Origin of the sequence: Rhodococcus sp. EPR-134 (genome assembly GCF_001647205.1) — a bacterium.
In the GTDB taxonomy this organism is placed as follows: domain Bacteria; phylum Actinomycetota; class Actinomycetes; order Mycobacteriales; family Mycobacteriaceae; genus Rhodococcus_F; species Rhodococcus_F qingshengii.
Genome location: NZ_LVCT01000548.1, coordinates 1 through 11,520 on the forward strand (window position 1 = coordinate 1; position 11,520 = coordinate 11,520).

At 62.0% G+C, this 11,520-nt stretch carries 13 protein-coding genes, 2 tRNA genes and 1 pseudogene; 5 read left to right on the forward strand and 11 right to left on the reverse strand.

What is annotated here, in order from left to right:
• The 8 genes and pseudogenes from A2J01_RS24605 to A2J01_RS35425 form a co-directional block, all read right to left on the reverse strand.
• Positions 1-195 (reverse strand): annotated as a pseudogene (locus tag A2J01_RS24605) (hypothetical protein); the annotation flags it as partial.
• 40 nt (positions 196-235) lie between these two features.
• Positions 236-523, reverse strand: coding sequence for a hypothetical protein (locus tag A2J01_RS24610; RefSeq protein ID WP_064113787.1), 288 nt, complete (start codon positions 521-523; stop codon positions 236-238).
• Between the two features lie 3 nt (positions 524-526).
• On the reverse strand, positions 527-1,021 hold the full coding sequence (locus A2J01_RS24615; protein ID WP_156519390.1) for a hypothetical protein: 495 nt from the start codon (positions 1,019-1,021) through the stop codon (positions 527-529).
• Positions 1,022-1,067: 46 nt separating this feature from the next.
• Positions 1,068-1,397 (reverse strand): hypothetical protein, encoded by a 330-nt coding sequence (locus A2J01_RS36025; protein WP_156519391.1) that lies wholly within the window; start codon positions 1,395-1,397, stop codon positions 1,068-1,070.
• A gap of 235 nt (positions 1,398-1,632) precedes the next feature.
• Positions 1,633-3,429 carry a DUF3631 domain-containing protein gene (locus A2J01_RS24620; protein ID WP_197494292.1) on the reverse strand — a complete coding sequence of 599 codons (1,797 nt, stop codon included), beginning with the start codon at positions 3,427-3,429 and terminating at the stop codon, positions 1,633-1,635.
• A complete protein-coding gene (locus tag A2J01_RS24625; RefSeq protein WP_082900953.1) occupies positions 3,426-4,163 on the reverse strand; it encodes a bifunctional DNA primase/polymerase in 738 nt (245 codons plus the stop codon). Before A2J01_RS24625 ends, A2J01_RS24620 begins: the two co-directional genes overlap by 4 nt.
• 96 nt (positions 4,164-4,259) lie before the next feature.
• Positions 4,260-4,781: a hypothetical protein gene (locus tag A2J01_RS24630; RefSeq protein ID WP_064113790.1), complete on the reverse strand. Its 522-nt coding sequence runs from the start codon at positions 4,779-4,781 to the stop codon at positions 4,260-4,262.
• Positions 4,782-4,893: 112 nt separating this feature from the next.
• On the reverse strand, positions 4,894-5,058 hold the full coding sequence (locus A2J01_RS35425) for an excisionase family DNA-binding protein (protein ID WP_082900954.1): 165 nt from the start codon (positions 5,056-5,058) through the stop codon (positions 4,894-4,896).
• 133 nt (positions 5,059-5,191) lie between these two features.
• Between A2J01_RS35425 and A2J01_RS24635 the strand changes: the two genes are divergently transcribed.
• Together A2J01_RS24635 and A2J01_RS24640 are read left to right on the forward strand one after the other, a co-directional pair.
• Positions 5,192-5,848 carry a helix-turn-helix domain-containing protein gene (locus tag A2J01_RS24635; RefSeq protein ID WP_156519392.1) on the forward strand — a complete coding sequence of 219 codons (657 nt, stop codon included), beginning with the start codon at positions 5,192-5,194 and terminating at the stop codon, positions 5,846-5,848.
• On the forward strand, positions 5,845-7,041 hold the full coding sequence (locus A2J01_RS24640) for a tyrosine-type recombinase/integrase (RefSeq protein WP_064113792.1): 1,197 nt from the start codon (positions 5,845-5,847) through the stop codon (positions 7,039-7,041). The genes A2J01_RS24635 and A2J01_RS24640 overlap by 4 nt, the downstream gene beginning before the upstream one ends.
• A 94-nt stretch (positions 7,042-7,135) precedes the next feature.
• Here the strand turns inward: A2J01_RS24640 and A2J01_RS24645 are convergent.
• From A2J01_RS24645 to A2J01_RS24655, 3 genes are all read right to left on the reverse strand, one after another.
• Positions 7,136-7,208, reverse strand: a tRNA-Arg gene (locus tag A2J01_RS24645).
• A gap of 82 nt (positions 7,209-7,290) precedes the next feature.
• Positions 7,291-7,382 (reverse strand) — tRNA-Ser (locus A2J01_RS24650).
• Between the two features lie 96 nt (positions 7,383-7,478).
• Positions 7,479-8,198 (reverse strand): dienelactone hydrolase family protein, encoded by a 720-nt coding sequence (locus tag A2J01_RS24655; RefSeq protein ID WP_003943860.1) that lies wholly within the window; start codon positions 8,196-8,198, stop codon positions 7,479-7,481.
• A 61-nt stretch (positions 8,199-8,259) separates the two neighbouring features.
• Here A2J01_RS24655 and hisC point away from each other — a divergent pair, with 61 nt between their 5' ends.
• The 3 genes from hisC to A2J01_RS24670 all read left to right on the forward strand — a co-directional run.
• Positions 8,260-9,336: a histidinol-phosphate transaminase gene (gene hisC, locus A2J01_RS24660; protein WP_064113793.1), complete on the forward strand. Its 1,077-nt coding sequence runs from the start codon at positions 8,260-8,262 to the stop codon at positions 9,334-9,336.
• 100 nt (positions 9,337-9,436) lie between these two features.
• Positions 9,437-11,131 carry a bifunctional metallophosphatase/5'-nucleotidase gene (locus A2J01_RS24665; protein ID WP_064113794.1) on the forward strand — a complete coding sequence of 565 codons (1,695 nt, stop codon included), beginning with the start codon at positions 9,437-9,439 and terminating at the stop codon, positions 11,129-11,131.
• Between the two features lie 37 nt (positions 11,132-11,168).
• Positions 11,169-11,520 (forward strand): MYG1 family protein (locus A2J01_RS24670; protein WP_197494293.1); only part of this gene is annotated, 352 nt, incomplete at its 3' end.

The following is an 11,520-nucleotide window of genomic DNA, read 5'->3' on the forward strand; positions in this document are numbered from 1 at the left end:
GGTGCCGAGTTGATCCTCGGCGGTTTTGGCGCGTTCGCGGAGGTTTTTGTTCTCGGAGCGGAGCTTGCGGACGTGCGCGAGGTCGGCGCCGCTTTCTTCGCGTTCGACGTCGTTGTCCGGCGTCTCTGTGACTGGTGGATCGGCTGGGTCTGCGGGTGTGGTGGTCTGCGGTTCTGGTGCTGCAGGTGTAGTCATGTTTCGGGTGCTCCTGTGTCAGTGAGTCCGTAGGGAGGGGTCAGTTGTCGAGGGTCGGCCAAGTGCGTTCTCGTACGCCGCTGGTGACGTACCGGATGGTGGTGTCGAGTTCGTCGGGTAGTTCGTATCCCAGGTGGGTCAACAGGGTTCGTTCTGCTGGCGTCGCCGGCCTCGTCCACGGCGACCCACCGCTCACCGCTTTCGAGGTTTCATGGTCACCTGCTTGGGTGGCGTCCTCGGCAATGCGGAGGTCGCGAGGCAGGTGGTCGAATGTGAGTAGCCCTCGTGGGTCCGGCTGCGGGAGTTGGTTTCCGATGTTCTCGCTCATAGTTCAGCCGAGGTTCTTCTCGATGGCGGTCTGCTTGTGCGCGATCGCTTGGTCTCGCAGCCGTGCCGAGGTCAGTGGGTGCCGAAGATAGGGCTTGAGGAGTTCCGCGGCCCCAATGAGGAAGTTCTGATACCGCTCGGGATTGTCGGACAGTTCGAGCCAGCCGGGGCGGGCGTGGGCATCCTCGGCGTAGTAGTCGGCGAGCCATTCTGCGAGCTTGGCCATTTCGAGGTCGTTTGGCAGGTACTTGTCGAGCAGTTCGGGCTTCTCGGGCAGATCGGACCACTCGGAAGGGTAGGTGGAATCTTCGCTGTCGTGCATGATGTTCTCCTTTAGTTGGGGTAGTGATTCAACGACGTCGACTAGTACGTCAGCGAGTCCGAGCGCTTCGGTTTTGCTGAGCTGGTAGGTGACCCCGCCCATGTCGATGTCGATGCGGGACCTTTTCACGTAGGCCCGCACTCGTGGGGCACCAACTGGGGTGGGCTGGATTCTCATCAGCTGTCCTTTCTGTGGGCTGGGCACCGGGCGCTCGGATGGTGCGTCAGGTGCGGGCATTCGGGGTGAGTGCACTGGATTGGACGTGTGTAGTTGGCCATGATGCGGCCTTTCGGTGGGGTGCGGTGAGTGCATCAGGGCACTCGGTCAGATGCGGGCAGCGACCGCACAGCCCGTGCGCATAGTTCTTGTCTTCGTCGGTCGCCCTACCGTCCACGAGCGCATCGAACAGCTCCGCATGTGTCCGGCAGCGAGCCTCGGGGAGATTCGGCCGTCCAGTGAGAATCTCGGCCAGCAGAGATACCGTCCCCGGCTCCCTCCGAGACCCCGAGCGAGTCCTCTGCGCTTTCTCGGGAACTGTATTGCGTTCTGTCATCACGTCATCCCTCTCGACGACAGTGGTCACCACGGGTAGTCCGGCTCGTGCACGGCGCACACGACACCCCATGCGGACACGCGGTTACGGCACTCGTCTCCAGTTTTGGTGGGGGCACCGCAGTACGGCTTCGGTGGTGCCGGCGCAGTCGTGACTGGGGCGCTTCTATCGCACTGCGGCCCAGTCCTTGGGATGTAGACGGCGGCGAGACCGAACTTCAATGTCTTGGTTTCGTTCATGCCGACTCCTGTTCATGGGATGGATCGAGGCACCATTCAGTGGCGATGGAGTTGCCTCGCTTTTGGACATACGCGGCGCGGGCTGCCGACTTGAGAGAGGTGCGCTCAGGCCCGTTCGGGTCAGCCTGTGCTGCGGCATGGACATCACTCGCGCGGACCCATCCACCGTGTGCTCGCAAAAAGTCCAGGAGCCACTGTGGGGCGGATATCCACGTATCCGTGGCTTCCTCACCGATGTTCCACAGTGCGGTACCGTCTGCCCGTTTCTCGGCGGTGCCTACGAGGGTGGACTTGCTGGCGACCTTGCGCAGATTTTGGAGGTTCCATCCGGCATCCTGACCGGCTGTGTATACCGCGTCGCTGTCTACGGTCGTGTGTCCGTTTTCGATGAGTCCTCGGATGTGTCGTTCAAACCATTCCCGACATGTCGGGTCGGAAACCGCATGCAAAGGAGTCTTGGCGTTCGCTGCCGTGGCTACATTCTCCCCGCCCATACCCTGAGGGGGCGCTACCCCCGCTACCCCCGCTACCTTGCTGGTCAGAGGCTTGGGATTGGTAGCGGGATAGGTAGCGCCTCCGCTACCCGCTACCGGAGGCGCTACCACTTCCGGGGCTGTGACCAGGGCGGTAGCGCCGGTAGCGGCGGTAGCGGCTTCTGGAGGTATGAGGGCGGGTATGGACTCATTCTGATCATCGTCGACATCATCCGTTCCTGCGGCGAGGTTCCGCTCCCACGCCTCGGCAAGACCACCTTCCCCGCCTACTCGATATCCCTTAACGACCTTGTTGCCCGGGAATTTTAGATCCTTCGGCCGCACATCGAAGGGTCGCAGAAAATTAGCCAGTGTTGCCTGATTCAAGAACGACCCTCGGATGTCTTTCCACGGCGCGTCCGGGATTGTCACGAGCGCGGCTACCAAATCGGCGGACGCCATCTTTTCCGCTCCCTTGAATACCAACTGAATGTCGGCGAGAAGGTCGATACCGATCGGGCGGGCATACCCGGACTTGGCGAACACGAAGTGCTTGCATGCCTCCCGTGCCCGCTTCGGCCACTGCCCGTCTGCGAGGTCCGCGATCACCAGCAGTGGCTCCCAGACCTCCGCTGCCCGATCTTCGACACCCTTGGGCATCCTCGGCCGCGCCGCGCGCACCTCTTCACGGAGAGGCTCGAGCCATTCCGCGAGACCATCTCGAATTGGTTGCGCCTCCTCGGAGACATCCCGGCGATAGAACGGGGACACCACTTCAGACGGCTTGCGCTTCTTCATGCGGAAGTGGATCGACCGCGACCGCACCGCTTCGGGAACATTCGAATGCAGACCGGCCAACGCCATCGGGGCGTACGCATCGAGCTCGACGACGTCGATGTCCATGCCCTGACCGACACATCTCGGCACTCTGGCACCGTTCTTGTAGCCGGCGTTGACCACGGCGGTGACATCCTCCGAACCAGCACCACCGTTCTTGTTGTAGAGGGTGTCGATTTCGTCCATGAGAATCGTGCGGCCACCCTTGTCGATGGTTCGAATCAACGCGGCTGGTGACGCCGAGAATGCCATCAGTGGACTGCGGGCGGTCTCGTCGAGCAGCTCCAGGTTGCGGGTCTTGCCGCACGCCGGAACTGCCGAATCGAAAAACAGTCGAGGGGAGGTGTCGAACTCCTCGTACACGTAACTGTGTGCGGCCCACAGGACTAGGACTACGTAGTGGTGCTCGGTGGGGTGGACCGCGTATTTGCGGTAGAACGTCTCGAGCGCTTCGAGGAGCACACTCACCTCGGCGGTGCTCATGCGACCCTCCCAGCGGTGCGCTGGGCCGATCTCAGGCATGTTTCGAACTCTCCCTCGGTCAAACCTGTGGACAGTGCTGCATCGCGGATCTCAGGCACAAGAGAACTGCTCCCACGTTCGAGAGCACGGCACAAAGCCCAGAACGTGATCTGATTTCTGCCACCACCGACAGCCTCGGCGACCTTGCGCACCAAGCCATCTGAGCGCCGTTCCGGATTCACGGTGACCGGCGACGGTTTGTAGACGGGTGGGGTCACAAGAGGGAGCAGTTCTTGTGGCAACGGTGCGATCGGAAGGTCACGTTCGATCCGGTACAGCTTCCCGGTATCCGGGTGAACCGAGCCGGGCATCACCGTGTAGCCCGTGCGCCAGGTCTTGAGGTCGATCCCGTCGTACCTGTCGAGCTTGCCGCGGATCTTTCCGTCGTGAAGAAAGTAGATGTGCCAGCCACCGGATCCTGTTCGAACAGCCAAGGTGTCAAGAAGGTTCGGCAAACCTAGGGATTTCATCAGAAACTCGAGCGAGCCGCCGTTTTTTGGATCGATGTCAACTGCCATCGTGCCCGAACGAGTTCCGCCCCAGTTGCAGTGCGGGTACTTGTGCGCCTGGCGGGTATGCACGTCCGGGTTGGTGGTGAAGTTGTGGAACCCGCCGGCCAAAAATGCCTTTTTCCCGTCGAGCGGGCCGAGTGCGAACCCGAGGTCGTGCATGCGTTGTGTTTCCGGATGAACCATGTCGTTGCCCCGTTTCGTGGAGGTGGAAGGCGCCCAGGCAGATGATCGTGATGTTCTCGACGATCAGCAGGAAGGTGAGTGCGAAAGTTGTTGTAGTCACTTGGGATCCACTTCGCCGAGGTCGTCCGTAGTCCCGAGCGCGAGATCGATCAGAAGGAGGAGCGCCCGAGCGAGATTGCCGGCATCCTCGATCGTCAGGGAGTACTTGTTGAGCGGTGTGTCTTCGCCTATCGGGTCCCCCTTGGCGTTGAATCCGTGACTCTCGAAATTGATGTGGGGGTAGCGGTCGCCAACTTTTTGGCTGAGATTGGCGCAGATCGTTGCGGTGGTCCAGTTTCCGTCCGCATCGACGACGGCGTACTTGGTCGTGTGCGGCATGCACAAGGGAGCGGATCGCCACTCGGCATGATCGGGTTGGCAGACGTCGCTACCCGGTTCGTTGAGAACATCGTGATTCGGATTCGACCACCGCGGTGCGTCGTCTGCCAGCCACGGGTTGGGGTCCTTGCCCGAGATCTCGATCTTGGGGCGCGTCTCGGCGTTGAAGTCTCGGCAGTTTTTGAACGGCGTCCGACTGGTGTCTTCCGCTCTGTCGGTGCCGTGCTTTACAGTAGGCATTAGTGTCTCCTGCTTCGTGATGATTGTTGGGGATTTGAACAGGCATCAGGTGCATTTCCGGGATGGGAGTCCCGCACCTGGTGCCTTTTTCGTGCGATTCCTGCGTGCCGCATCAGGCCGATGCCTCGAGCCCCTCGACGTATTCGCGAAGTGCCGACTCCGAGACGCGCCTCGATTTACCGATCTTCACCGAGCGCAGTTCTCCGGACTTAATTAGCTCAAAGACCTTGGCGCGGCCGACGCTCAGGCGAACTTGAACAGCTGGGATGGCGTGCATTTGAGTTGCTGGGGTTGTCACCACTACCTCCGATTGCTCCGTTTAAGGTCCAGTAATCTATGATGCTGGATCTGTTCGGAACAGTATCACACGTAGTTCCACGATGCGCCTAAGTTCGGGTTAGTCTGCTCCTATGCGGAGCAACGAAGCGACAACGCGAGGATCTGAGACGGCAAGGGCTTGGGCGAATGACCAAGCCGAGCGCGTAGGGGTGGCAGTTCGGGAACTAAGGGTGACGCGTGGGCTTTCGGCATCGCAGCTATCCGCTAGGACAAGCCATGTTGGATTTCCGATCACGCGAGCCACTATCGCCAAGATTGAAAGCAATAGCCGATCCGCCAAGCTGGATGTGGCTGAGATCCAAACATTAGCTGCCGCACTAGAAGTCGCGCCTCTCGAGTTGCTCTTTCCCGGCCTGATTTCTCGGCAGGTGGATATTTTTCCGGGCCGACAAGGCGACAGCCTCGAAGCCACCCTTCAATTCACGGGTGAGTTCCTGACGGGTTTTGACTTCAGTGAGATTCCAGGCGATCCGAGCGTTGCCGACGTCGACGACCGATACGATTGGCTCGACAATCTCGGACAGTCAGGGGAACGTTTGGGATTGGCACGGCAATGGCAGGAACTTCTTCACCAGGCAATGGAGCTCGAAGATCGGATTGCGGACCTTCCAGACACTGAGCCCGTAGAACACAGTGCGAACCTCTTGTCTCAATTGGCCCAGGTAAACCGTCTGCTCGAATTCCTCCTAGCCCGCATGCGGTCACTAGGCATGGAAGTGGACCGATGACCAGGCAGCGGCTCAAGCCTGGTGAGTGGGGGAAGATCACCACCACCGTTCGAGGCAGCGTGAACGTAGCCAAAGTTCGAGTGCGCGATCGTGATGGCGTGCTGCGCCTTGTCGAGGCGACCGGGACATCGGCGGAAGACGCCAGGCTGAATGTTCAGAAAAAACTCACCGATCGAGTAACGCCGGCGGGCGTCCGAGCTGCGCTGAGCGCAAGATCTCCGATGACCGACCTTGCTGTGTACTGGCTGGAGGAAAAGGCGGACACCGTCGAGATTCAAACACTGGGCATCTACACCGACACATGGGAGCGGGTTTGCCGGCCCGCCCTCGGCTCTCTCCAGGTTGGCGAGGTCACCACGGGTACGGTTGACGCCTTTTTGCGGGCGATCGCAAAAACTGCTCCCTCCCGTGCGCGACTCGCTCAGATCGTTTGCAGCGGAATCTTCTCGACTGCCGTCCGACTCGACCTGATTCCGTACAACCCCGCCCGCGAGACCATCCGCCCGAAGATCAAGAAAAAGCCCGTCCGGGCGATCACAGTGGAAGAGTTTGAGATCGTCAGAGCGAGGATCACGGACTACTGCCGACATGAGGTGGTGGACACAGACGGCATCACGCGGCCGCGCCCCGGACCCAAGCCTGGGCAAGATCTGCAGGACATCATGGATCTGCTCATTGCGACCGGTGGGCGTATCAGTGAGGTACTTGCATTGCGCCGCGAAGAGGACGTAGACCTGTCCACGAAACCGGCGACTGTCGCAATTCAGGGGACGCTGATTGTTCCTCGGACCAAGGGTGAAAAGCTACGCCGCCAGGAGTACCGAAAAGGTGACGCACCTCCACTAACCGTGAAACTCCCTCAGTTCGCCGCGGACTCTCTACGGCGACGCCTAAGCCGTCCTGTGCCCGAGGAGTCAGTAGGAGCAGTGTTTGTGACCGGGACAGGCAACTGGGTATCCCCGGCCAACGTCCGGCGAGCGTGGAGGGCAGCGCTAGGCGAGGAGTACGCGTGGGTGAAGCCTCATTCGTTCCGGCGCACAGTGGCAACGCTAGTGAAGCAGCAGTACGGCGTCGAGGGTGCGCAGGCCCAGCTCGGCCACGCCAACACGCGAGTGACCGAAGCGCACTACATCGAACGTGTGACACACGTCCCAGACATGACCTCGGTACTCAACACTTTCGGCCCAGCCTGACGCAATCCGTTGAGTAACTGTTGAGTTGGTCAACTCAGTCCGGACACAAGAAAGCCCCTCACCGGCATCTCTGCTGGTGAGGGGCTTTCTGTTGTGCGCCCGAAGGGATTCGAACCCCTAACCTCTTGATCCGTAGTCAAGTGCTCTATCCGTTGAGCTACGGGCGCATGTTCTGTTGTCTTGCTGGTCTTGCGTGTCTTACCGTCGTAATTTCTATCATTTCTAACCCGCCGGTCAAAATCACCGGCTTGGCGGAGGCGAGAGGATTTGAACCTCCGGTCCCTCGTAAAAGGGACAACTCATTAGCAGTGAGTCCCATTCGGCCGCTCTGGCACGCCTCCCTGGGGGTTCCGATCCTTTCGGACCGCCGGATCGAAAGATTACACACCCTTCGCCACCAAAGGCAAAACGTGTGGTCAGCGGACTGTTTTGTGGACTTACCGCAGGTGGCTGTCGAACCAGTCGAAGATCCGGGTCTGAGCTTCGATGATCGAGGCCGAATCAGGGTCGTCGAGGTCAGCGTCCTCGGACAGCTGTGGCGGCTCGTCCGCCCGGTGAGCCAGTCCGGCGTAGCTGACCACCAGTGTCGCGACGTCGGCCTTCGCGGTCGCTTCCCGGAGCAGAGTCACGTGTTCGCGAGGCGTGCTGGGATCGTCCTCGCCGTACAGCGCCAGCCACGGCGCCTGCAGGGAAGTGGCCGCGTCGACAAGCGCCTGAGCATCCACCGACAAGGCTTCGACGATTCCCCGGGCGGCGACGCTCACCGCGGCGCCGACGGGACGGCTGGTGGCCACGAGCATCGCGGCGGTACCGGCGTCGTCGAATCCGAGCACCCCGATGGTGTCTGCGAGAACTTCGCGTCCGACGAGCCAATCGAGGGTCGCGTCGAAGTCGGCGAAGAGGTTGTCACCGAACACCTCACCCTGCATGTGTTCGGGTTCGCGGTGAAACAGGTGAGGTGCGACGCTCACCCACCCTTCGCCGGCAAGCGCGCACATCAGATTCAGCAGAGCCGGGCTGAACTTCCGGGCTTCATGCAGGACGACGATCCCGCCCCTCGTCGGGCCGTCCGGCTCCACCACGGTCAGCGGAACAGCCGTGGCGACCTCCCCTTCGGCTCCGCGCAGATACGCGGTGGCTCGGAAGATTTCCGACATCTTCTAACTCTGACACGCAGACGGCCGCTACGCACCAAATCAGTGCGCGCATAATCGACTCGTGACCGCACACATTCGCCCTGACCTCGCCTCCATCCCCGCCTACGTTCCCGGACGCAATTTTCCGGGTGCGATCAAGCTGGCGAGCAACGAAACGACAGTAGGGCCGTTGCCCGGTGTGCGTGACGCCGTCGCCGACGCGGTCGCCGATGCCAACCGCTACCCGGACAATGCCGCGGTCGCACTCATCGAGGCGCTGGCCAGCTTCCTGAAAGTCGAGCCGGCCAACGTCGCCGCTGGTTGTGGCTCCGTGACGCTGTGCCAGGAACTCGTGCAGATCACCTGCGATCAGGGTGACGAGGTCATCTACGCGTGGCGTTCGTTCGAGGCGTACCCCGTGGTCACCCAGGTCGGCCATGCCGTCTCGGTCAAGGTTCCGCTGACCGAGGACTTCGGCCACGACCTCGACGCGATGCTGGCCGCGATCACGGATCGCACGCGGTTGATCTTCGTATGCAACCCCAACAACCCGACCGGCAATGCACTGTCGAAGGCAGAGCTCGAGAGCTTTCTCGACGCGGTCCCGGCGCACGTCGTCGTCGCACTCGACGAGGCGTACTTCGAATACTCACGCTCGGACGCCGACGGCATCGAGCTGTTCCGCAGCCGCCCCAACGTGGTTGTTCTGCGCACCTTCTCGAAGGCGTACGGCCTCGCGGGAATCCGCGTGGGTTACGCGGTCGCGGATCCGGAGATCATCGTGGCCCTCGGCAAGGTGCACACCCCGTTCACCGTGAGCGCTGTTGCGCAGGCCGCCGCAATCGCTTCCCTGGCTGCAGCAGACGAACTGCTTGCCCGCACCGAAGGTGTCATCGCCGAGCGGACGCGAGTTCGAACCGCTCTGATCGAAGCCGGGTACACCGTCCCCGAGTCGTCGGCGAACTTCGTCTATCTCCCCCTCGGAGAACTCTCTCCCGCTTTTGCCGAGGCGAGTACCGAAGCGGGCATTCTGATCCGCCAGTACGGCGTCGAGGGCGTCCGGATGACCATCGGCGATCCACACGAGAACGACGCATTCCTCGCTTTCGCGAACACCGACGTCGCGAAGCAGGCCGCGGGCATCGGCGTCACCGCGTGACACTCGATACATAACTGTTACGCCGAGGACTGGAATTCGTTTCGGCAGACGGGCACACTCAGGGAGGTTCGAGGCCGGTCCGAGTGAGGGAGCACGACGCATGACGCGACGCATGACACGAACGTGTGCCGTGCTCGCAACGACCCTTCTCGCCACCACCGCGACCTCCCTGAGTGGCGTCGCCAACGCAGAGTCCCAGGACACGGTGTCGGTACGTCTGTTGGCGTTCAACGATCTGCACGGCAGTCTCCGCCCGCCGGAAGGTGTTCGCAGCGAGATCAGGCAGGCCGACGGCTCGCTCACTCCCGCAGGTGGCGCGGCGTATCTCGCGGCCTACGTGACGCAACTTCGCAGCCAGGCCACCAACTCGCTGCTGTATTCGGTCGGTGACAACTGGGGATCGTCGGCGCTCGAGTCGGCGATGTTCAACGACGAACCGACGGTCGAACTCCTGAACCGGATGAAGATCGACGCTTCCGCGATCGGCAACCACGAACTGGACAAAGGGCTCGCCGAGTTCCGACGCATGCAGTCCGGCGGTTGCTCCGCCGTCGATGCGTGCACGTTCAGTCCGTCCTTCGGCGGCGCCAACTTCCCGCTGATGGCCGCGAACATGACGTACACCAACGGCACCCCGGCCACGCTGCCCTTCACCGTGAACATGGTCGACGGCATTCCGCTCGGAGTCATAGCGATTTCCCCCGCCAACACGTCGCAGATCGTGACACCGGGCGGGATCGCCGATCTGCAGTTCGGCGACGAGGTCGAAGCGATCAACCGCACCGCCGACGTCCTCGACTTCTTCGGCGTCAAAGCCATCACCGTCCTCCTGCACCGTGGGGACGAACCGGCCGTCGAAGGTGGGCCCAACGACTGCAACGTCGAGTCCGGCCCGGCCCGCGACATCGCCCTCCGCGCCTCACCGAAGGTGGACGTCATCTTCACCGCCGACAGCCACCAGCAGTACAACTGCGAATTCCCTGATCCCGCAGGCAATCCCAGAGTCGTGATGCAGGGCGCTTCGCACGGCCGGATCGTGTCCGTCGCAGACGTCACCATCGACCGCAACACACGCGAGGTCGTTCGCGATCAGACGTCCGCGTTCAATCAGATAGTGACACACGATATTTCGCCGGATCCCGATATTCAGGCTCTCGCCGACCGGGCCTGGTCGGAGGCGTCGGACAGCGCTCAGCGGCCGGTGGGGACCATTACCGCCGATCTGACACGCGACCGCGTCCCCAGCGGCGAATCGACACTCGGCAACCTGGTCGCCGACGCTCAACTCGCCGCCGGATCGACACGAGGCGCCCAACTAGCGTTGACGAACCCCGGCGGCATGCGCGAGGACTTGGACTTCGGCACTTCCGGCCAGGTCACCTACCGCCAGGCCTACGGTGTTCAACCCTTCGGTAACAGCCTCGAGGTGCTCTCCGTCACAGGAGCGGTGTTGAAGGACGCTCTCGAACAGCAATTCCAGATCGACCTCGACGGCACCGCTACCGAGCGCATCCTCTCCCCGTCCGCGGGCTTCACCTACGCCATGGACCGGCGAGCAGCGCCGGGCTCGCGAATCTCGGAAATGCGTCTGAACGGGCAGGACATCGCGCCCGACGCCGTCTACAGCGTCGTGGTGAACAAGTTCCTCGCCGAGGGCGGGGACGGCTTCACCGCACTGAAGAACTCCACCCAGATGACCGGTGCTGGCAACGACCTCGACGCCTTGACCGCCCTGTTCGCAGCCGGGTCGCCGGTCTCGCCACCTGCCACCGACCGCATCCGCACCATCGGCTGACTAGGCATCCCCGCGCTCGATTGCCTAGTCTCGACGGGTGATCATCGCGACCCATAACGGCAAGTTCCATGCAGACGACGTCTTCGGCGTATCGCTGCTCAAGCAGCTGTACCCCGACGCCACCGTCGTTCGCAGCCGTGACGAGTCCGTCCTGGGCAGCGCGGACATCGTGCTCGACGTCGGCGGTCGCTACAACCCGGCCGAGGGGCGCTTCGACCATCACCAGCGTGATGCCGGCGAGCGCAGCAACGGCATCCTGTACTCCGCCTTCGGTCTGCTCTGGCAGGAATACGGCCTGCAGTTCTGTGAAGGCGACGCCTCCGTGTTCCGCCGTATCGACAGCCGACTGGTCGAGGGCATCGACGCCGTCGACAACGGCCAAGAGATCT

Bases quoted from the DNA above. Each gene is read 5' to 3' on its own strand.
- A2J01_RS24610 (WP_064113787.1), bottom strand. From the start codon at position 523: ATGAGCGAGAACATCGGAAACCAACTCCCGCAGCCGGACCCACGAGGG.
- A2J01_RS24615 (WP_156519390.1), bottom strand. From the start codon at position 1,021: ATGAGAATCCAGCCCACCCCAGTTGGTGCCCCACGAGTGCGGGCCTAC.
- A2J01_RS36025 (WP_156519391.1), bottom strand. From the start codon at position 1,397: ATGACAGAACGCAATACAGTTCCCGAGAAAGCGCAGAGGACTCGCTCG.
- A2J01_RS24620 (WP_197494292.1), bottom strand. From the start codon at position 3,429: ATGAGCACCGCCGAGGTGAGTGTGCTCCTCGAAGCGCTCGAGACGTTC.
- A2J01_RS24625 (WP_082900953.1), bottom strand. From the start codon at position 4,163: ATGGTTCATCCGGAAACACAACGCATGCACGACCTCGGGTTCGCACTC.
- A2J01_RS24630 (WP_064113790.1), bottom strand. From the start codon at position 4,781: ATGCCTACTGTAAAGCACGGCACCGACAGAGCGGAAGACACCAGTCGG.
- A2J01_RS35425 (WP_082900954.1), bottom strand. From the start codon at position 5,058: ATGCACGCCATCCCAGCTGTTCAAGTTCGCCTGAGCGTCGGCCGCGCC.
- A2J01_RS24635 (WP_156519392.1), top strand. From the start codon at position 5,192: ATGCGGAGCAACGAAGCGACAACGCGAGGATCTGAGACGGCAAGGGCT.
- A2J01_RS24640 (WP_064113792.1), top strand. From the start codon at position 5,845: ATGACCAGGCAGCGGCTCAAGCCTGGTGAGTGGGGGAAGATCACCACC.
- A2J01_RS24655 (WP_003943860.1), bottom strand. From the start codon at position 8,198: ATGTCGGAAATCTTCCGAGCCACCGCGTATCTGCGCGGAGCCGAAGGG.
- A2J01_RS24665 (WP_064113794.1), top strand. From the start codon at position 9,437: ATGACGCGACGCATGACACGAACGTGTGCCGTGCTCGCAACGACCCTT.